Below are 20,960 nucleotides of genomic sequence, written 5' to 3'. Positions count from 1 at the left end.
TTTTGGATACACCACACACCACTATATAAATAAATATATAACTCCAAAACACGCTTTATCAACTTGCGCCCTCTAGACCAAAAATGCTACTATCTCATCACAAAAACATACGACACTCACAATCTTTTAGAAGCCAAAACAACATTAAAAACTCAAGGAGTATTTCGATGAAAAAAATATCTTCTCTCATCAGTATTTTTGCATCATGCGCACTTGCCAATATTGCTGATTATAATTTTAGCTATCAAGACTATTTAGACTTTGGTCAAAATAGAGGAAAATTTACTCCCCAAGCTACAAATTTATCCATCATAGAAAAAAACAAAACAGCTCATCTTATCCCTGTTCCTATGCCCGACTTAGTTGGGAAAGTCGATAGCCAATCAGGCATTATGACCTTTATGGGAGGATCTTATGTTTATACTGCTACTCATACTCGCCTTGAAAATGCCTTCTTCTTTGGTGAAAAATATACAGAGGTAGACTTCAACGAAAAAGAACTAACCCAAGGAGACCTCTCATATGTACGCTATAGCAAATTCATCACAGCTGCAGTTAAGGCTGATTATTTAGAGATTTCTAGAGAAAATGATCTTCTTGCAGATCGTGATCGATTCACACATTATTTCCGCAGTGGCGCAGGAACTGCTATGTATCGCAAACCTGATGGAACCTTGGAAAAGATTCAAAATTCAGGGATTAGAACAGGAGGAATGCAACACTACGACAAAATCATCAATCAAGATAATTTCATTAAAATTATGACAAGCAAAGCCTCTGTTCTCCCAAATCCTGTAACCAAAGGAGATAGCGGATCTCCACTATGGGTTTATGACAATCAAAATCAAAAGTGGTATATTGTGGGCTCTGCAAGTCGCGCTAATCTCTCTACAGAATCTTATTATGCAGTATATCGCCAAAGTTTTCTAGATGAACTCATTGATCGCAATACAAATCCGACTATTGCACTCAATGGATCCTCTGTACTATGGGAAGATCAAAACATTCTAGCCCCCTCCAAACTTTCAGCTACAAATAATGCTTCCAAAAACAAAGATATCGTCCTAAAAGGTGGTGGAAGAATTACCTTAACCTCTAATATCGATCAAGGACATGGTGGAATCTATTTTGATTCTCATCAAAGCTATATCATCACCTCTCCTCTTGATGGAAACAGCTCTCCTTATTCTTGGAAGGGAGGGGGTCTTCATATCGACAAAAACACAATTGTCCATTGGCGCATCAAAGGAGTAGCAGGGATCAAAGACCCAAACAACAATCGTCCTGGAGGAAGTTATCTCTCCGCACCTGATTCTTTGCACAAAATTGGAGAGGGGACATTAAGCGTAGAGGTATTCAATGGAGGATGGCTCAATTTGGGAGAAGGAAAGGTGATTTTAAATCCAAACGATACTTCCAAACCAACATTTGAACATATTATTCTTGTGAGTGGAAGACCTACTTTAGAACTCACAGAGGGAAAAGGAGAGGCTTTGGATACAGATAAATTTTTCTTTGCATTTCGCGGGGGAACACTAGATATCAAGGGAAATGATCTTACTTTCAATACAATCAATGCCTCAGATAATGGAGCCAATCTCATCAACACCGGAAGCAAGCAAGCAAAAATCACTATTAAAAAACAAATGCTCAACGCCTTTGATATACTCATCCCTGGATCTGGAGAGTTTCTCTATCATGGAAATATTGGCAACAATATTCTTATTTTCAAAGATGGAGAAAGCCAAGACAAATGCACGAGTTCTCCAGAGTTTTGTTTAGGGTATGGCGAGAATCTTTTGGCATTTGATGGAAATATCCTCAATCCGGATGGAGGGATCAAACACATCAATGGAAAACTTGTCTTGCAAGGTCACCCAGTCATCCACGCCTATCTTCCCTATGGAACAGCACAACAAATCTCATCAATCACAGGAGATGATATCTATTCTACACCTACACGCATTACTCAACAAGATTGGGAAAAGCGATTTTTTATTTTGAATCAAATTGATATTTTTAAAGACAAAAATGATTCGACCTTCATTTTAGGTCGCGATGCAATTTTGCTCACAAACCTCTATGCCAAAGATACACAAGTTTTCTTTGGTGGAAGAGAGGAGCTTTATATCGATGCCTATGATGGAGAAAACACAAGCTATTCTATGGCTGGACAATATACGCGATACTCGTTCAAACAAAAGCTTTCCAAAGGAATCAATCAAAAAGATCAATCTTTTTATTTTGAGGGAAATATAATTGGGGAAAATAACACAACAATCTCTATCCAAAATACCTCAACCAATCCTATACGCTTTGGATCTTTTCAAGGCTTTGATCGCTCAAAAGCACAAGAGATACAAGCCCTGTTTCTTCTTGATGGAGAAAAAGGACTTCAAAATCCCTTTATTCTTACACCCGTGAGCTATCAAGTTAAGCTTGATCCAAGCTCAGAATTTAAGGTTAAATATATTTCCCTATATGGAGAGAATCAAGTCATTTTTGACACACTTCCCACTACTTCATCTCTTGAGACATCAAACTCTTATGCAAATTTCACAATTGAGCACCTCTCCCTTCATCAACAAAGCTCTATTGTGCGAGGAAATCTTACAATTGCCCCATTGCAAGAGACTCAAAACAATCAAAGCTCAATTCTTTTTACAAACCTTCACTCAGCCCTAAAGCTCAAAGGTGGAATTCTCAATCTCTCTACCCAAACAAAGCTTTACTTTGATTTTGCAACAACTTCACTAAAAGATCTCACCTACAACACTCCCTACTCACTCATCCTATCAGATCAAGTCATTCAAGATCAAAGAGAGCACAAAGATATCGTCATCTTTAGCTCTGCTTCCGATGATTTTGCTCTTCCAAAATTCCTCACTCCAAACACTTTCAATCAAGATCATAGCATTGGCTTGATTTTCCAAAAGACACAAAGCTCCCCTCTTCCACAATATGATTGGTTTGAAAACTATATTTTAGGAATCATTCAAGAAAAAGATTCAGATCTTGCCGACCAAAAACTCCAATCTGTCTTAGAAGCAATTGGGGATAATCGTCCAATGCTTGAGGCCATCATGGCAAACAACCTAACAAATGATCAAAAATATTATGAAGTCGATCTTGATCGTATGATTTTTGAATCCTTGCAAGGCAATCATGAGCTTACAGATTTTTCTTCTTCTCACACTCAAAGCGCAGAAAATATCGCAAGAGAGGGGATAGTCATCACCTCAAGATTACTCAATAATATCACCTCATTCAACCTCTATCGCAATAGCCTTTTGGCTCTCAATGCAAAAGCGGGGAGTAATCTCACCTCTTCACAAACCCAAAAAGCAAAACCGCGCTTAGCCCTCAATCTTATAGATCTTCCTTCTATGGCTAAAAGCGACTTTGCTTCAACAAATAAGCAGCTTGAAATCAATCTTTTCCATCAAACATCCTCTTTAACCTCATCTCAAAAACATAATCTTTGGATCACCCCTCAAGGAAGCTATTTCTTTCTAGGAGGACAATATTTCAATGCTGGAGTCAGTGGAGGATATGACTATCTTCCTATTGCAACAACTCAAGAGTTCTTGAGTTTTGGAGCATCTTTGCATTATGCCTATACAGAATTTAAGCAAAACAAACTTCAAGAAAGCGGAAATGCGACTTTTATCGGATCTGGGATTCAATACCATTATCAAGGACACGAGATCCTAGCCTATTTATATGGAGGAGTTTTGCAAGAAGAATTGATCTTGCAGGATTCTTATCTTTCATCTTCTCCTATTAAACATTCTCAAAATACTTATGCTCTGCAATTACAGGCACTCTATAAATACGCCTTTGCTTTCAATCAAAACAAATTAAAACACTTCCTTAAGCCTGTAGGAGGGATAGAAATCAGCTACTATCATATTCCTCAAGGAGCATTTGAGTGGATTTCTTATGGAGAACTCAATTCCGTGATTCCCACCCTCAATCTTGGAATCGAATACAACATTCTCACACAATCTACACAAAACATCATCTCTGTTTTATTTAAACACAACTTCATCTATCCCCAAGATAGACCTATTTATTTTGGCATTATTCCTCTCCCCTCTCCTCTCACACAAACTGATCTTCAACAATCATGGATTGAGCTAAGCTATAACGGCAACTATCGATTCAATGAGGTTTGGAGCATTGATTATTCTCTTTTGGCATCTTTAAGTGCAAGCCAATGGGGATATTTTGGAATCAGTGGCAATATAGGAGTTAGCTGGAGATTCTAGCCCTCCTTTTTAGAACTTTTCTTGTGATAGATGAGATAAGCCAAAACTAAAAACACCAAAAAAATTAAAGCATAAATGATCCATTGATTGATCTGAGAGGCAATCCAATCGCTTGCTTGACTTTCAAACAAATGCTTTGAATCTAGGTTTTGAAAAAATCCACCAAGAGAATACCCAATCCACATCAAAATCCCCACCCATATTCCTGCCCCCAAACTTGTAAAAATACAGAATTTGGATACATTCATCCTAGAAAGTCCAGCAGGAAGAGAAATGTATTGCCTCACTGCAGGAATCAAGCGCCCAACGAAGGTGCTAATATGGCCATGTTTTTGAAAATAACTCTCCATCTTCTCCATACTTTTTGGAGTGAAAAATACATATTTGCCATATCGGATAATAAAAGCTCTTCCCATCTTAAAAGCAATCCAATAATTCAATAACGCTCCTGCCAAACTTCCACCCACCCCACAAACAAACGCCCATACCGCACTCATCTCCTGCTGATAGACTAAATATCCCGCTGGAATCATCACAACCTCACTAGGGAAAGGAAAAAAACTTGATTCTAAAAACATCATGACAAAAATCCCAAAATACCCCCATTCTCCAATGGTTTGAACTATAAAATCCACAATCTCTTTCACTAAAACGCTCCAAAACTTATTGCTATAATTTCACAAACTAAAGTACGCATTTTAAGGAAAAAATTGAATAAATTACTGCAAGGTGCTATTAAGTTCAAAGAAGAAGATTACAATGAACACAAAGAGCTTTATGAAAGCCTCAAAAGAGCACAAAATCCTGATACTTTATTTATCGGATGTGCCGATTCTAGGGTCGTCCCAAGTCGTATTACAGGCACTCTCCCTGGAGAGCTTTTTGTCGTCAGAAATGTAGGGAATATCATCCCTCCCTATACTGCAAAAAATGATGCTTATCTTGCAACAACTTCAGCAATCGAATATGCTGTTGTGATCTTGGGTGTAGAAAATATCGTTGTATGCGGACATAGCAATTGTGGAGCTTGTCAAGCACTTTATGATGAGAATCTTGGAGCAAATACAGAACACTTGCAAAAGTGGATCGAGCTTTTGCATCCTGTCAAAGAACAAGTTGCACTTTTATCCCCCAAAAGTATCGCCAAACGCACTTGGCTCACAGAACAAATCAATATTGAAGTCCAAATCAACAATCTATTGACCTATCCCTTCATTCAAGAAAAGCTCGATCAAGGGGAGTTAAAAATTTTTGGTTGGTATTATATAATCGAGACAGGAGAAATCATGAATTATGATCTTCAGACAAAACAATTTAGAGTGATCAAAAAAGATGAAAAGGAGCAAAAATGATTTTAATGAGTGGTCCATGTGTCATTGAAAGTTATGAGAATCTATCCAAAATCGCCCAAATGCTTAAGCCTCTTGCAAATCATCCAAAAATTGACTTTTATTTCAAATCAAGTTTTGATAAAGCCAATCGCACAAGTCTTGATAGCTACAGAGGTCCTGGACTTGAGGAGGGGATAGAGATCCTCAAAAGCATCAAAAAAGAATTTGGCTATAAAATCATCACAGATATCCACGAAAGCACGCAAACATCAAAGATTGCCGAAGTGGCTGATGTGATTCAAATCCCTGCTTTTTTATGTCGCCAAACTGATCTTATTGTCTCAGTAGCAAAAACAGACAAAATCATCAATATCAAAAAAGGGCAGTTTATGAATCCCATAGATATGCAATACAGTGTTTTGAAAGCAATCAAAACGCGAGGGGGAGAAAAAGCAAGCTATGAGGAGAGTCAAAAATACAAAGTTTGGCTTACAGAGCGAGGAAGCTCTTTTGGATATGGCAATTTGGTTGTTGATATGCGAGGACTCAAAATTATGCGTGAATTTGCTCCTGTCATTTTTGATGCCACACATAGCGTTCAAATGCCTGGAGCTGGAGGAGGAAAAAGCGGGGGAGATAGTTCTTTTGTCCCATTACTTTCTAGAAGTGCAGCAGCAGCAGGGGTTGATGGCTTTTTTATGGAAACTCATTTTGATCCAAGCATAGCACTTAGCGATGGTCCCAATATGATTGAGACACAAAAGCTAGAAGCACTCATCAATCAACTCTTGGCAATTTCTGAAATTTCACAATAAAGGAGAAAAAATGCAAATCATTGAAGGCCAACTTAAACTCAACGGAAATAAAAAAGTCGCAATTCTCTCAAGTCGTTTTAACCATATCATCACAGATCGTCTTATTGAAGGTGCAAAAGACTGCTTCTTAAGACATGGTGGAGAAGAAAAAAACCTCTCTCTTATCCTTGCTCCTGGTGCTTATGAAATTCCTTTTGTTTTGCAACGCCTACTCCAAAGCAACGCTTATAGTGGAGTTTGTTGCTTGGGGGCTATTATTCGCGGAGGAACACCTCATTTTGATTATGTATCTGCTGAAGCAACAAAAGGAATTGCAAACATTACCCTCCAATACAATCAACCTGTAAGCTTTGGTGTTTTGACAACTGACAATATCGAACAAGCAATTGAGCGAGCTGGAAGCAAGGCAGGAAATAAAGGTTTTGAAGCGATGAGCTCATTAATCGAACTAATTAATCTTTATCAAAAGGTCTAATATGGCGACAAGAACACAAGCGCGCGAAGCCGTTATTTCTCTACTCTATGCATATGATAGTGGGAATCAAGAAATCCACAAAAGTGCAGTAGAAATCCTTCTTGAAAAAAAGATTAAAAACAAGCAACAAGAATTTGCACTCTCTTTGTTTGAAGGGACGATCTCTCATCTCCCTCAAATTGATTCTAAGATCAGCAAACATCTAAAAGAATGGGATTTTGAACGCATCGGAGGAATGGAAAGAGCGATTTTACGCTTAGGAGTTTATGAGATTTGCTTCACCCCTACAGATGCACCTATTATCATCAATGAAGCAATTGAATTAGCCAAGATTTATGGGAGCGATCATGCACCTAAATTTATCAATGGCGTTCTTGATTCAATCAAAAAGGAAAACAATGCAGTTGTGTCTTGCTCTTGATCTAGCCTCTAAGGCTGAAAACCTCTCTCTTCTTCAAAAGCTCAAAGATTGTCCTATATGGGTCAAGGTTGGACTTAGGAGCTTTATTCGTGATGAAAAAAAATTTCTAGAAGAAATCAAAGCTATCAATCCAAATTTCAAAATTTTCCTAGATCTCAAGCTTTATGACATTCCCAACACGATGAAAACAGCCACTCAAGAGTGCAAAAACCTTGGCGTAGATATGATTACAATCCACGCAAGCAGTGGGATAGAGGCAATGAGTGAAGTGATGAGTGTTGCCAAAGATTCTCTTCTTGTGTTTGCCGTAACAGCACTTACAAGCTTTGATGATGAGGGATTTATCCCTATTTATAATGCCCCCATCAAATCTCACGCCAAAACTCTCGCACTTCTTGCCCAAAAAGGAAATTGTCACGGGGTCGTCTGCTCTCCTCATGAAAGCCTAGAGATCAAAAATTCTACTTCACTTTTAACACTGACTCCTGGGATTAGATTTGCCGAAAATGAATATGGAGATCAAAAGAGAATCGCCACTCCTAAAGTAGCCAAGGAAGCAAAGGCTGATTTTATTGTCGTAGGTCGCCCAATCTATACACACCACGATCCCTTGCAAGCAACACTGCGCTTCTTAGAAGAGATCCAATGAAAACTTTCCAAAAACACACTACCAAACTCTCTTATGTATTTGGCAAAGTCCTCTTAGGGGCTTGTTGCACTCTCCCTCTTATGGGATATGACACCATCGATGAGGCTCTAAAAAATGGAATCACTCAAGGAGATGTGGGGTTTGTCACAGACTATCTCAAACCTGACTATGCTGATATTTCCAATAATCTTCAAGATGCCTATTATCTTGCCATCACAATGGGGATTCAATATCGCTCAGCTTTTTATAAAAATATGAGACTTTCTGTAGGGTTTCGTGCAGCCTATCCGATTTGGCAATGGCATAGAAACTCCTTTTGGGGCCCATCAAGTGGAGATACGACTTATATCAAAAGAGGAGATATGTCTCTTGACTTTGATCCCCTTAATCGTGTCCTTTTGAGTGATACATACTTAGAATATTTTGATGGAGATACAAGCATCAAAGGGGGGAGATTTTTCATAGAAAATGAATGGATCAGCAATCAAGTTGATGGATTCTGGATACGCAATCGCTCTTTACAGGATTTGATGCTTGAGTTTTTTTGGATTGGGCAATATGGCGAAGTTACACCTACACAAATGACAGCCTTTACCCAACCCGAGCCTCATCACAGTGGATATTTCTACACGGCAGCAAAATATTATCTTGGTGATATGTTTTGGGCGAAACTTTATTTATTCTCAGCCTACTCTGTTGCTTTTGGAATAGGGACAAGTGCCAATTTTGAATATAAATTTTCTTCTTCCAAAATCGGCCTAACATTCAATACTGCTGGAAGCTTTGAATTTGAAAATGGATCTAAATGGCTCAATACACAAAAGACAATCAAAGGAGGAGATGGGATTGATCTTGATGTGAAATTTTATGTCGAAGGAAAGATCAAAAATGCAAGCATTGGACTTGATCTAGGCTATATCCAAACAGGAAAATATAGCGGATGGGGAAGCCTCAATCTCCTCAATAATACAATCTCTCCTCTAGGGATTGGCAATGTTTTCAATAATGGAATCACTGATACAAGCTTATTTTATGGCAATCTTTACACAACCTTTGATGCCATCACTCTTTCTTTGTTGTATGGAACAGCATCATTTGTCAATAAATCATTAGGATCAAAACATTTCAGACAAAATGAAATAGACTTTCAGATGAGCTTTAATTTCACCAATAACGTATCAGCCTTTTTTAATGTCTACAATACACATTTAGGAAATCAAGCTATCCCTACAACAACGGAAGTTCAAGGAGGATTTAAGCTCTCTTTCTAGGATTTTTAAAAAGCAAAGATTCTCAATAAATAACAAAAATGATAATCTTTCTCATTTATTGACTCTTGAGATAAAAAGAAGTAGAATAATCCATCATCTTGAATTTCTAGGACGAAACATGAAAAAGACAATCATTGTTGCGCTTGCCGGACAGCCCAATGTCGGAAAAAGCTCTATTATTAACAAAATCAGTGGCTCTAATCTTAGAGTGGGGAACTTTCCTGGTGTGACCATCGAAAAAGCCGAAGCAAAGATTCTCTACAAGGGATATGAGATCAAGATCATTGACCTCCCTGGGACTTATTCGCTCAATCAATATTCCCCAGAAGAAAAGGTCACTCAAGATTTTCTTCTCCAAGAAGAATATGATCTAATCCTCAACATCGCAGATTCTACCAATCTTGAAAGAAACCTTATCCTCACAGCACAAATTCTTGAGCTCAATAAAAAAACTTTGCTAGCACTCAATATGAATGATGAAGCACAAAAGGAAGGGATTGAAATCAATTCTCAGCTTCTCTCCTCAATCTTAGGGATCCCTACTCTCAAGGTTAGTGCCAAAAACCAAGAAGATATGCTTCTTATTCTTGATCAAATCATCGCACTCCACACAAAACCTTTCTGCCCATCAAAACGCACCTATAATGAAGCTCTGGAAGAAGCGATTGGTGAAATTGAAAATCTCCTTTCATCCAAGCAATATCCCTGCATTGCTCAACTAATGAAAGAAAACCATTTTCAAAACTTTCGCCATTTGGCCATCCTACTTCTTCAACAAAATGAGAAAATCTATGCACTCCTTTCTTCCAAACCTTGCTGGATAGAACTCTCTCCTCTTGTCGCTCGATTGATCTCAAGAATCTACACCATCTCTCAAGAAAAGAGTATGCAAGAAGTCTTTGCCCTTGATCACTATGCCTATGCCAAAGGAGCAAGCCTAGAGGCACAGAAGCAATCCAATAGCCCAAGAGATAAAACACAAAAAATCGACTCTATCTTGCTCAACAAATACCTTGGAATTCCCATCTTTCTTTTGATGATGTGGATTCTTTTCCAAGCGACCTTTACGCTAGGTGCAATCCCAAAAGATGCGATCGAATCGGGATTTTCTCTTTTGGGTGAAACACTCAAAGAGTATATCCCCTACCCTCAACTTTCCTCCTTACTTGCTGATGGGATTATTGGGGGTGTGGGTGCAGTGATTAGCTTCTTGCCTGATATTTTGATTCTCTTCCTTGGAATCGTATTGCTTGAAAGCACTGGCTATATGGCACGTATTGCATTTTTATTAGATGGTTTTTTTCATCGCTTTGGATTACATGGAAAAAGCTTTATCCCTCTTGTTACTGGATTTGGATGCAGTGTTCCTGCGTATATGAGCACAAGGATGCTTAAAAATCGTGGGGACAAAATGCTCACCCTCTTTATTATCAACTTTATGAGTTGCAGTGCAAGACTTCCTGTTTATGTGCTCTTTATTGGTGCTTTTTTCCCTGCTAGTCAAAGTGGAAATATCTTGTTTGGAATTTATATTTTTGGGGCTATTGTGGGGCTGGTTATGGCAAAGATTCTTAAAATGACAGCTTTTAAAGATATTGATGAACCATTTGTTATGGAAATGCCAAAGTATCGCCTACCTTCAGCAAAACTCATTCTATTTAGCGTATGGAACAAGGCAAAAATGTATTTAAAAAAAGCTGGAACTTTTATTCTTGCTGCTTCTATCTTGATTTGGTTTGCAGGGAAATACCCACAAGATCAAGAACTCATCGCACAATATGCTCAAAAGCAAGAAGCATTAGAGCAACAAGGTGCAAGCCAGGATCAGATCACAGAACTTATAAACGAACAAAACGCTCTCTTGCTTGAGCAAACTTATCTTGGGCGCTTTGGAGAATTTCTCTCTCCTATTTTTGCTCCTTTCAATTTTGATTGGAGGCTTTCTGTTTCTCTTGTCACAGGTGTCGCAGCAAAAGAAGTGATGATTTCAACACTTGGGGTACTTTATGCACTTGGAGAAGAGCTTGATGAAACTAGCCAAAGTCTTATGGAAACCCTCAAAGACAAGATTTCCATTCCCTCTGCGATTGCGTTTTTGATGTTTGTGATGTTTTATAATCCCTGCTTTGCTGCCACAATTGTTTTTGGGAAAGAAGCAGGTGGAAGAAAGTATATTTTCTATCTCTTTGTTTTTACTTCTCTTATTGCTTATTTCTTTGCACTTTTGGGATACTTCGGAGCTAGCTTATTTTTCTAAGCTTCTCCCCCTCCCCCTTTTACCAACTTGAAGAGTTACCTGAAGCAATCTTTGAGATATTGACCTCATGATCCCACACAACAATCCCATTTTCCAAATCCACTAAACTCATCAAAAAATAATAATCAATCCTCTGTTCTTTCCCAACTTGCATATTGCGTTGCACAACCTTTCCTGATAGAGAAAATGAAGGAGCCAAAAGTCGGCCTTGATTGATTGTGGAGTTTTGCTTATATTCTTGATTTCCCCTTGCCCCTCTTGCCTTTTGTATCATCTCTTCTTCTCTTTCTCCACTTCCAGCCATCGCGACACTTAAGACAAATTTTTGACTCTCTCTCAAACTTCTTGCCACCCTACGAGCAACTTGATTCATATCTAGTTTTTGCATCGTGTCATTGATAAAGTCAGAAATCACTAAAACCTTTGCATTCTCTCCAGAAGGTAAAGATTGGACAAAAGAACTCTTCAACAATGAATCAATACTCGAACTTGAAGCCTTAAGCAAATCATTAAAATCAAGTCCAGCACTCACATAAGATGGATTGCTTGGATCGATATATTTCACCCCTCCAGCACATCCATAAAACCCCAATACAACAACACAAATCAACATCCATCGTTTCATAACTTCCTCCTTAATGCCTTAAAATAATCTGATAAAAGCTATTTTTGCCCGCATTGCGAAAATAAATTATATTGTTTTTATTCAAGCAAAGCTCAGCCTCAGATACACACTCTTCCCCCATTTTCAGCTCAAAATACACACCCAAATCACCCTGTAATTTTAAAATCCCTTTTTGATTTTTGAGCCTTGCAACCCAAAAGCTATGAGGTAAAATCTGATTACTTCTCAAATCTGCTTGAGTTGTTGCTATATCATAAGCCATCCCACCCATTGCAAAAAGCATCTTTGTCAATCCTGAAGTTGTCTTCTGAATCCAATACTGAGAAAGCGCTCTTAGAGTCGAAGAAGTAATCGCACGTGTGAGCAAAAAAGGCAAGTGTTTGGAAAACTCATTGAAAATCAATGGATCTAGATTCCCAATCCTTTGAGCTTGACTCACACTCTGAGAAAGCCAAAGATGATAGCTTCTTTCTATCTCATTGCCCTTAGTCCAATCAGGCAATGCAAAAGCGATATCAAAAATCCCATCATATGTCACAACAGGGATCACAAAAGATTTTTGAATCTTTCTTGCACTCATCCCATCTTCAATAACCACCCAAGTATATTTTTCTCCCTTCATTCCTCTTTGCGCCATCAAAAAATCTTCTTGGATAAGCGAAATTCTTGAGATTCCATACGCTTCTTTGAGCAAATCAATCCCCTTTGGATCCCTTTCAAGCATAAAAAACAGTCCAGAGAGATAGCTCACTACAGGATTGATATATCCTTGAAAAGCTTCAATTTTTTTTAGATTCTGATAATCCCTCAAAACCCTCTCTTCACTAAATGAAAATTGTTGCGGATTCTTATCTTGAAGCTGGATTGCTTTTTGAATCTGTGTTTGATAATAAGCTTTTAGGCGTCTTTGTCGATCGTTTGCTCGATTAAACTCCACGCGTGCATTGGCTAAATCCCCCTCTTTCATCAAAAACAATGCCTTGTAGTAATTCACCATAACCCCCTCATATAAATACCCCTTATAAGGAATGATGCTTTCATTGACTGCAATAGCACCTATCCCCTCAAGCAGATCTGTAAGCATTCCTTGCTTTTCATTGATATTGATTTGTTCTTCTGCCCTTTCAAGGAGTGCAAAAGATTGAGGGAGAGACAAATCAAATCCTATCATTCCTCCCATCATCTCAAAAAGCAAGGCATCTGCTTTGTTTTTTGTCCCCTTCAAAGAAAGATCAAACGCCTTATTGGGATCTCCTTGATAATACTCATAAGAAACCTCACGCAAGGAGACACTTGAGCACCCAGAAAATAGCACAAACAATATCAATCCATACAAACCCCGCATTCTCTTTCTCTTCAAATAACAGTAATGATTCTTAGTGTGTATAATTCTAGTTTATTTTATTGACAAAAATGGGAGGAAAAAATGGCTGTTTTGCAGATTGGAGCAGGCGGAGTTGGAGGAGTTGTAGCTCATAAACTCGCTATGAATGCTCAAACTTTTGGAGAAATTACACTTGCCTCAAGAACACTAAGCAAGTGCCAAGAAATTGCTCAAAGTGTTTTTGAAAAAACAGGGATTCAAATCCAATGCAAAAGCGTGGATGCAGACAATGTTGATGCACTTGTTGCATTGATCAATGAAGTCAAGCCTAAAGTTGTCATCAATGTCGCTTTACCCTATCAAGATCTCACGATTATGGAAGCTTGTCTTCGCACAAAAACACATTATCTTGATACTGCAAATTATGAACACCCTGATACTGCCAAATTCGAATACAAAGAACAATGGGCTTTTCACAATCGATTCAAAGAAGCAGGGATTTTTGGACTTTTGGGAAGCGGGTTTGATCCAGGAGTGACAAATGTCTTTTGTGCTTATGCTCAAAAGCATTATTTTGATGAGATTCACTTCATCGATATTCTAGATTGCAATGCAGGAGATCATGGCTATCCTTTTGCGACCAATTTCAACCCAGAAATCAACCTCAGAGAAGTAAGCTCCAAAGGACGCTATTGGGAAGAAGGAAAGTGGATTGAAACCCAACCTATGGAGATTATGCAAGTATGGGATTATCCAGAGATTGGTCAGAAAGATTCTTATCTCCTCTATCATGAAGAATTAGAATCTTTGGTCAAAAACATCAAGGGATTGAAAAGAATCCGCTTTTTTATGACTTTCTCTCAAAACTACCTCAACCATATGCGATGCTTGGAGAATGTAGGGATGCTAAGAATTGATGAAGTTGAGCATAACGGCACAAAAATCATCCCCATCCAATTTCTCAAAACCCTCCTTCCTGATCCAGCAAGTCTAGCCGGACGCACAGTTGGCAAAACCAATATTGGATGCTATATCAAAGGGATTAAAGAAGGCAAAGAAAAAACGATCTATATCTACAATGTTTGTGATCACCAAGAGTGCTACAAGGAAGTCAATTCTCAAGCCATAAGCTACACAACAGGAGTTCCTGCAATGATTGGAGCCAAACTGATCGTAGAAAACAAATGGAGTGGAGAGGGGGTATTTAATATGGAAGAACTCGATCCAGATGCATTTATGGAAGAGCTCAATCAACAAGGCTTGCCTTGGAAAGTATTAGAACTCTAATGACATTTCAAGAAAAGATTCTTAAGCTTCATTATCTATATCACCTAGAGCTTTTTGGGGAGAGTTTCTGCGATGACTTTCCCCAATCTGCAACAGAAAAAAAACAAGGCATTTTGGGACACTCTCCCAAAGGAGCCAAAATCGGATTTATTTCACAAACTCCACTTTTAGATCAAGATTCTTCATTTCTTCCCAAAAAAAGCGCTCAAATGCTTGAAGATATCATTACCAAGGTTTTCAGCCTCTCACCCAAAGAATGTTGCATCTTGTCTTTGTTCAAAACTTCACAAATCTCTTATGATGAACATATCAAACAACACGCTGACATTCTGCTCTCTCAAATCTCCCAAAGCTCTGCACGCGTTTTTATACTCTTTGGGACATCTGAGATAGCAGATCATCTCTTCTCTAAACACACAGAGCTAGGAACTCCTATCAAATTCAAACACAAAACACTTATTCCGACACATTCCTTTGGGGCATTGATCAAACTCCCTGCCCTCAAAAAACAAACATTTCAGCACCTCACAACTGCAAAGGCTTTCATATGAGACTTCTAACCCTCTTTATTTTTGGCACATTGCTTTTAGCTCACCCTTTTAGTTTCATCTCCCCCAAGCTTTCTTCCCCCCAAGAAGAAATCATCTCGCAATTCTCAGAAGAGATCCGACACTCTTCACTCAAAATCGCACTGGTTATGCCCAAAAAAATCATCGGTCGCTACTCTATTGCAAGCATTGATACAGTCATAGCCTATCTGTCTTCTAGGGGAGTGGATTTTGAACTAGAAGTCTTTGACTGCGGAGATGAAGAAGAATCCTCTATCCAATCCATCTATCGAAAAATCTTAGAAGAAAGATTCCAATTCATCATCGCAATCTTTACCACCAAAGGGGCTCACGAAGTGAGCAAGCTCCCACTCCAAGTCCCCTTTTATATCCCTACAGTCAATATCACACAAATCAACTTCAACCCCTCCACCAACCCAATGCTCTTTTTTGGAGGTATTAGCTATAAAGATCAGATCCAACAACTTCTCAAGCTTCATCAAGCAGAGCACATCATCGCCTACAATGATGATAGCCCTGTGGGAGAAAGATTGGCAATCGATCTCTCTGATTTTGCACCCTATACACAAAATCAAACGATCACCAATCAAGATGCAGCGACATTCAACAAGCAAGCCAGAACTCAAGAAAAATTGATTCAAAATGCTGATGTATTTCTCAATACCCCTGTTGTCAAAAGCGGACTTCTACTTTCTCAAATGGGATATTTCAGAAAAAAAGCATCTAAGATTCTCTCTACTCAACTCAACTTCAACCCATCTATCACGGTTTTGACACAAAAACGCGATCGCAGGAATTTATTCATCGCAAGCTCAATAGGCCAAACCAACCAAAAACTGATCGAATATGGTTCTTTGCTCAATAGCGATTTGCAATATGATTGGGTCAATTACTCAACCGCACTAGGGATTGAGCTCTTTTTCCGGATCGTTTTTCCCGATAGCCTACCCTTCTTCCAAGAGCAAATGGCCGATAATCAAATCCAATACCAAACAAAAATCTACTCCATTGATAACAAAGGGTTTTTTATACCTGTAGATCTAAGCCTTTATCAATCTCCATCATCCCAAGAAGAGCAACCCTCTCAGCCCATCCAAGAAGATCCCTCTACTCTTCCACAGGAGCCTGAAGAAATCCTCCAAAACTTAGAATAAATCAGAACAAAATCCTTGAGGGATGAGTATAGATATTCATATTTTTCCCCCTTGCAAATCCACACAATGTGATTCCATGCATTTGAGCTGTTTTGACGCCAAGGAAGGTGGGAGCTGTGCGTGAAACCACGATAGGGATACGATGCATCACTGCCTTTGTCACCATTTCAGAGCTTAGCCTACCACTCACGATCAAAATGCCCTCATTGGGATCTTTTTCTTTTAGTCTTGCTTTTCCACAAACTTTATCAATAGCATTATGTCTTCCTATATCTTCACTCTCCAAAAACTCACCATTAGCAAACAAAAGCATCGCTTTATGCACGCATCCTGTCTGAAGATATAGCTCACTTTCTTGATAAAACCTCTTGACATGCTCCAAAATCCACCCGCCCTCTATGCGCAAATCACTTGCGTTGAACTCAATCTCGATTTGATTCCCTGTATTGCCCGTAATCCCTCCTCCACAGCCTGAGACAAGTGTTTTTTCTTTGTAGAGATTGATGAGATTTTTTTGATTGCTTCTTGCTTCCATCCAAACTTCTAGCCCACTATTTCTAACCTCCAAAGAAGTGATATCTCCTACCCCATCTATCACGCCCTCACTCAACAAAAAGCCGACCATATGCGCATCTTCATCTTGCGGGATACACATCGTTGAAATGATTTTTTCTCCATTGAGATAAAAATTGACACGACTTTCTAAGATCACGATATCTTCTTTTGGGACTTGATTCCCATCTTCAAATCGCACGATATTGATTTTTTTCAAAACTTCCATAATAAGCCCCAAACTATAAAGATAAAATAGATATTTTATAATCCAAAATTAAGAGAAAAACATGAAAAAAATAATTTTCTTCCTTATTTCTGCATTAATTGGGATCGAACTTTTTGCAGGAATTGTTATCGCCCCCACAATTTTTTTCCCTCAAAAGTATGGCCTCAATATTTCATTAACACTTTTTGAAAGTGGGCTTTTGATGACTAGAATTTTTGTGATCTTGGGTTATATTCTTTTTCCTATTGCACTCATTGGTCTATTCTATGCCTTGGTACAAAAAAATAAAATCTTACTTGCAGTAATGTTCATAATCGCCTCTCTTGTATCTTTATTTGTTTTTTATTTCACTCCTTTTATTTTAGAATCTCAAGCATTAGGGGAGCTAGCAACCCAAAATAAACAATTTGCTCAAATGCATACATATAGCCAATGGTGTCTCAAGGCCATCATCTTCTTCCAATTCATTGGACTTATACTACTTGCACAAGGACCAAGAAAATGAAAAATGCTTTTTTATGTTTTTTCTTATTGTTTCATCCATTTTTCCCTGCACAGGCATCTCTATCCAAACCCAAGATAAAAAGCACATCCAAGCACGCACAATTGAATGGGGAGAATTTCCTCTTGGAAGCAAACTAATAATCTCACCTAGAAATCAAGTTTTTCAATCTCTAACCCCTGAAGGAAAGAATGGAATCAAATGGCAAGCCAAATATGGTTTTGTGGGAATTAGTGTTGCCAATGATGGGTTTATTGGTGAAGGAATCAATGAAGTTGGACTCAATGCTGGATTATTTTATTTTGCTCATTATGGAAGCCTAGCTCCATATAATCCAAAAGATTCCAAAAACTCAATTTCGGATATGGAGTTCACCAAATATATTCTTTCTAATTTTAAAAGCGTCTCTGAAGTCAAAGAAGCACTTAAGATCCTCAAGGTTGTTCCATTTATGCTTGAAAATGGAAAAGCTCCTCCGACCGCACATTGGAGAGTGACAGATGCAAAAGGAGGCAATATCGTCATTGAAATTATTGAGGGCATTGTCAAAATTTACGACAATCCTGTGGGTGTTCTCACCAATTCTCCTGATTTTTCTTGGCATCTTACAAATCTCAATAATTACATCAACCTACATTCTGGAAGTGCAAAAGGGTTTATGATGGGAGATAAAAAGCTCTTTGCAATGGGTGCAGGAACAGGACTACTTGGACTTCCAGGAGACTTTACTCCACCTTCCAGATTTGTACGCGCAAGCTTTTTCTTACATACTGCTCCCACCCCCAAAAATTCTTATGAGGGCATAACTCAAGCCTTTCATCTCCTTAATCTTTTTGATTTGCCTATTGGAACAGAGTTTGAAAATAAAGCCAAAATTCCATCTGCCCTACCAAGTGCTACCCAATGGACTACTGTTAGCAATCTATCTGATTTGGAATTTTTCTATCGCACAATGTACAACTCCCGAATTCGCAAAATTGATCTCAAAAAAATTGATTTTCTAAAAACAAAATTTCAGAGCTTAAAGCTTGATAAAAAAGAGTTTGAAGAGATAGAAGAAATAAAAATAAAATAACCCTCCCTCAAAGACCCCCCAAAAAAAGAGGGGGTTATTTATCTTGGTTAAGAAGACCCAAAACAGCTACAGCATAAGGAGTCATTGCTCCACATTTATTGCATACTGTATGAACAGCTGGGATCATTGGACCATTGCTTACAATGCTTCCATCGATTTTGTTTTGAAGCATAATATTGCTAAAACCTGGAGCGATCCCAATTTCACTCCCACCGCACACTGGGCATTTCAATTTGCCAGCTTTTTCTTTGATTTTGTCTAAGATTCCTTGCTCTGTGATAGAGATATCTTGTGCCATTTTTTCTCCTTTTTGTTTTGATTATTTTAAGATCTGGATGTTCCCATTCTCTTAAAGACGCCATTATATCAAATGTCCCAAAATCATCGGTATTGGCTCAATCATTTGGAAATAAAGTTTTCCTCCGCATTCCTCTTTAAAGATAAAAGTAAGATATAATCTTAGATTTTCTTTAAACGTTTTAAAGTGAGGTTTTTGATGTTTGAGTTATTGACAGATCACCATTTCCCAGACCATCTAAAAGATAAATATCCGCTTATTCGTTTCTCTCCTTCCTCAGATGATATCATCATATCCAATCTCGCATCTCACACTCAAATTACTGCACCCGAAATCAATTGGTATCTTGCAAACTCTCAAGCCAATGAGGAAATCAAACTTGCCAACCTTCATCGCCTTTACCAAAATAAGCTCAATATCTTTGATCATGCCCCATTTAAAGAATACACGACGCAAGTACAAAACGATCTTTTACTCCTTGGAACTCAATCACCTATCGTGCAAGATTTCTTCAATCAAGCAACCACAGAGGGCTTCTCCCCTACCCTAATCAATCCACAAGAAATCACACACATCAAAGGAGAAATCGGATCTTTTATAGCAATTTTGCAAAACGGAGAGGAGTTAGCCTTCTCGCAAGCTGTTTTGTTTGTGCAAGATGAGAATCTCTGTAAATTTTTGGGCATTTTAAGCATCCAAGATTATTATTCAGCTCAAGAAGTTTTAGAGATTTTAAAAAGTCGCCTAGGAACCTACACCTACAAAACAACAACTCTCTATACTCCATCTCTTTGTCAATACCACCAACGAAGACCAGACAAAAATGGAGAAGGCTTCTGTCACAAATGCGTCAATGTCTGCCCCTCTTTTGGCGTGACAAAAAATGACACTTTAATGGAGCTTTCCTTTTCTCAAATTGATTGCATGGGGTGTGGAGGATGTATCGCAACCTGCCCCACAGGAGCGCTTGACTTTGCTCCATATACGATTGATTGCCTCATAGAATCTTTGCGCTTCTATCAAGATACTCAGATTTTATTGATTCCAGAAAATTATCTTTCTCTCCTAGATGAGATTCAAATCCCCCAACATCTCTCCCCCCTCATTATCCCTAGAGAAAAATTTCCCTCAGAAGCTCATCTTTTGGCCATCACTCAAGAGAGCGGACATTCTTTTATTTTCTTTTCTCCTGTGATTTCTCGTCCCACAAAAGAAGCAATCAAACTAGTCAATGATATCTATCAAGCAATCTTTCAAACAGATGCAGCTTATGTCGCTCACGACACTGCCACTCTTCAAACTCTTTGGGATAAGCCTCAAAAACTCATCCACTATACCTACACTCCAAGTCCAAAAGAAGCAAGACGCAAGCATTTTGCAGAACGCTTGATCTATATGATCAAAGAAGGAGATTTTGGTAGGGTAGAAAGTGGTGAGAGTGGAGAAATGATCCGCTATGGAGAAATCCAAATCGATGAAGATAAATGCACGCTTTGCAATAGTTGCGTGGGGGCGTGCAATGTCGATAGTTTGATTGCAAACTCCAAAAATTTCTCCTTGCAATACAATCCCAGTCTTTGCACCACTTGTGGATACTGCATCCCAAGCTGTCCAGAAAATGCCATATCTCTCCATCTCAACGGGATCAAGCTCTCACCTCAATATTTCACCTATACAACAATGGCTCAAGATTCTCTGTTTTCTTGCATAGAGTGCGGAAATGCCTTTGCTACAAGCAAATCCATCCAAAAAATCAAAACACTTATGACGCCACTCTTTGCCAATGATCCCATTAAACTCAGAACACTTGAATGCTGTGCTGATTGCAAAGCAAAACTGATGTTTGAAAGGTAAG

Annotated in this window: 19 protein-coding genes; 14 read left to right on the top strand and 5 right to left on the bottom strand. The window is 38.5% G+C overall.

Annotation, left to right across the window (positions count from 1 at the left end):
- The first annotated feature begins 167 nt into the window (after positions 1 to 167).
- Positions 168 to 4,271, top strand: coding sequence for a S6 family peptidase (locus LW137_RS05285; protein ID WP_233033927.1), 4,104 nt, complete (start codon positions 168 to 170; stop codon positions 4,269 to 4,271).
- Here the strand turns inward: LW137_RS05285 and LW137_RS05280 are convergent.
- Positions 4,268 to 4,918: a DedA family protein gene (locus LW137_RS05280; RefSeq protein ID WP_233033926.1), complete on the bottom strand. Its 651-nt coding sequence runs from the start codon at positions 4,916 to 4,918 to the stop codon at positions 4,268 to 4,270. The two genes, LW137_RS05285 and LW137_RS05280, sit on opposite strands and share 4 nt — an antisense overlap.
- Before the next feature lie 63 nt (positions 4,919 to 4,981).
- Here LW137_RS05280 and LW137_RS05275 point away from each other — a divergent pair, with 63 nt between their 5' ends.
- The 7 genes from LW137_RS05275 (at position 4,982) to feoB (ending at position 11,490) form a co-directional block, all read left to right on the top strand.
- Entirely contained in the window at positions 4,982 to 5,623 is a 642-nt protein-coding gene (locus LW137_RS05275) for a carbonic anhydrase (protein ID WP_233033924.1), read from the top strand.
- Positions 5,620 to 6,417, top strand: coding sequence for a 3-deoxy-8-phosphooctulonate synthase (gene kdsA, locus LW137_RS05270; RefSeq protein ID WP_233033922.1), 798 nt, complete (start codon positions 5,620 to 5,622; stop codon positions 6,415 to 6,417). The genes LW137_RS05275 and kdsA overlap by 4 nt, the downstream gene beginning before the upstream one ends.
- 10 nt (positions 6,418 to 6,427) lie before the next feature.
- On the top strand, positions 6,428 to 6,892 hold the full coding sequence (gene ribH / locus LW137_RS05265) for a 6,7-dimethyl-8-ribityllumazine synthase (RefSeq protein WP_233033920.1): 465 nt from the start codon (positions 6,428 to 6,430) through the stop codon (positions 6,890 to 6,892).
- A 1-nt stretch (position 6,893) separates the two neighbouring features.
- The gene (nusB, locus tag LW137_RS05260; protein WP_233033918.1) at positions 6,894 to 7,313 is read left to right on the top strand and encodes a transcription antitermination factor NusB; all 420 of its coding nucleotides are present in this window, start codon (positions 6,894 to 6,896) and stop codon (positions 7,311 to 7,313) included.
- Positions 7,291 to 7,962: an orotidine-5'-phosphate decarboxylase gene (gene pyrF / locus LW137_RS05255; RefSeq protein WP_233033916.1), complete on the top strand. Its 672-nt coding sequence runs from the start codon at positions 7,291 to 7,293 to the stop codon at positions 7,960 to 7,962. The genes nusB and pyrF overlap by 23 nt, the downstream gene beginning before the upstream one ends.
- Entirely contained in the window at positions 7,959 to 9,233 is a 1,275-nt protein-coding gene (locus tag LW137_RS05250; RefSeq protein ID WP_233033914.1) for a hypothetical protein, read from the top strand. Before pyrF ends, LW137_RS05250 begins: the two co-directional genes overlap by 4 nt.
- A gap of 118 nt (positions 9,234 to 9,351) precedes the next feature.
- The gene (gene feoB, locus LW137_RS05245) at positions 9,352 to 11,490 is read left to right on the top strand and encodes a ferrous iron transport protein B (RefSeq protein ID WP_233033913.1); all 2,139 of its coding nucleotides are present in this window, start codon (positions 9,352 to 9,354) and stop codon (positions 11,488 to 11,490) included.
- 19 nt (positions 11,491 to 11,509) lie between these two features.
- Here the strand turns inward: feoB and lpoB are convergent, their stop codons facing one another.
- Together lpoB and LW137_RS05235 are read right to left on the bottom strand one after the other, a co-directional pair.
- Positions 11,510 to 12,115: a penicillin-binding protein activator LpoB gene (lpoB, locus tag LW137_RS05240; RefSeq protein WP_233033910.1), complete on the bottom strand. Its 606-nt coding sequence runs from the start codon at positions 12,113 to 12,115 to the stop codon at positions 11,510 to 11,512.
- A gap of 10 nt (positions 12,116 to 12,125) precedes the next feature.
- A complete protein-coding gene (locus tag LW137_RS05235) occupies positions 12,126 to 13,460 on the bottom strand; it encodes a COG3014 family protein (protein ID WP_233033908.1) in 1,335 nt (444 codons plus the stop codon).
- Positions 13,461 to 13,541: 81 nt separating this feature from the next.
- On the opposite strand from LW137_RS05235, the gene LW137_RS05230 reads away from it, so the two are divergent.
- From LW137_RS05230 to LW137_RS05220, 3 genes are read left to right on the top strand one after another with little or no spacing between them, the layout of a single operon-like run.
- Positions 13,542 to 14,726 carry a saccharopine dehydrogenase family protein gene (locus LW137_RS05230; protein ID WP_233033906.1) on the top strand — a complete coding sequence of 395 codons (1,185 nt, stop codon included), beginning with the start codon at positions 13,542 to 13,544 and terminating at the stop codon, positions 14,724 to 14,726.
- A complete protein-coding gene (locus tag LW137_RS05225; protein WP_233033904.1) occupies positions 14,705 to 15,277 on the top strand; it encodes a hypothetical protein in 573 nt (190 codons plus the stop codon). The genes LW137_RS05230 and LW137_RS05225 overlap by 22 nt, the downstream gene beginning before the upstream one ends.
- Positions 15,274 to 16,449, top strand: a complete 1,176-nt coding sequence (locus tag LW137_RS05220) for a hypothetical protein (RefSeq protein WP_233033902.1) — start codon at positions 15,274 to 15,276, stop codon at positions 16,447 to 16,449. The genes LW137_RS05225 and LW137_RS05220 overlap by 4 nt, the downstream gene beginning before the upstream one ends.
- 1 nt (position 16,450) lies before the next feature.
- Here LW137_RS05220 and fdhD read toward each other — a convergent pair whose 3' ends face one another.
- Positions 16,451 to 17,230, bottom strand: a complete 780-nt coding sequence (gene fdhD, locus LW137_RS05215) for a formate dehydrogenase accessory sulfurtransferase FdhD (RefSeq protein ID WP_233033900.1) — start codon at positions 17,228 to 17,230, stop codon at positions 16,451 to 16,453.
- A gap of 61 nt (positions 17,231 to 17,291) precedes the next feature.
- Between fdhD and LW137_RS05210 the strand changes: the two genes are divergently transcribed.
- Together LW137_RS05210 and LW137_RS05205 are read left to right on the top strand one after the other, a co-directional pair.
- On the top strand, positions 17,292 to 17,735 hold the full coding sequence (locus tag LW137_RS05210) for a DUF4149 domain-containing protein (RefSeq protein ID WP_233033899.1): 444 nt from the start codon (positions 17,292 to 17,294) through the stop codon (positions 17,733 to 17,735).
- Positions 17,736 to 17,748: 13 nt separating this feature from the next.
- Positions 17,749 to 18,807 carry a linear amide C-N hydrolase gene (locus tag LW137_RS05205; RefSeq protein ID WP_233033898.1) on the top strand — a complete coding sequence of 353 codons (1,059 nt, stop codon included), beginning with the start codon at positions 17,749 to 17,751 and terminating at the stop codon, positions 18,805 to 18,807.
- A 34-nt stretch (positions 18,808 to 18,841) separates the two neighbouring features.
- Here the strand turns inward: LW137_RS05205 and LW137_RS05200 are convergent, their stop codons facing one another.
- On the bottom strand, positions 18,842 to 19,105 hold the full coding sequence (locus LW137_RS05200; protein WP_233033897.1) for a hypothetical protein: 264 nt from the start codon (positions 19,103 to 19,105) through the stop codon (positions 18,842 to 18,844).
- Between the two features lie 198 nt (positions 19,106 to 19,303).
- On the opposite strand from LW137_RS05200, the gene LW137_RS05195 reads away from it, so the two are divergent.
- On the top strand, positions 19,304 to 20,959 hold the full coding sequence (locus LW137_RS05195) for a 4Fe-4S dicluster domain-containing protein (protein WP_233033895.1): 1,656 nt from the start codon (positions 19,304 to 19,306) through the stop codon (positions 20,957 to 20,959).
- Position 20,960: the final 1 nt, after the last annotated feature.

The sequence above is a fragment of the Helicobacter kayseriensis genome (assembly GCF_021300655.1).
Classification (GTDB): Bacteria; Campylobacterota; Campylobacteria; order Campylobacterales; family Helicobacteraceae; genus Helicobacter_G; species Helicobacter_G kayseriensis.
This window is presented reverse-complemented; position numbering and strand designations above follow the sequence as displayed.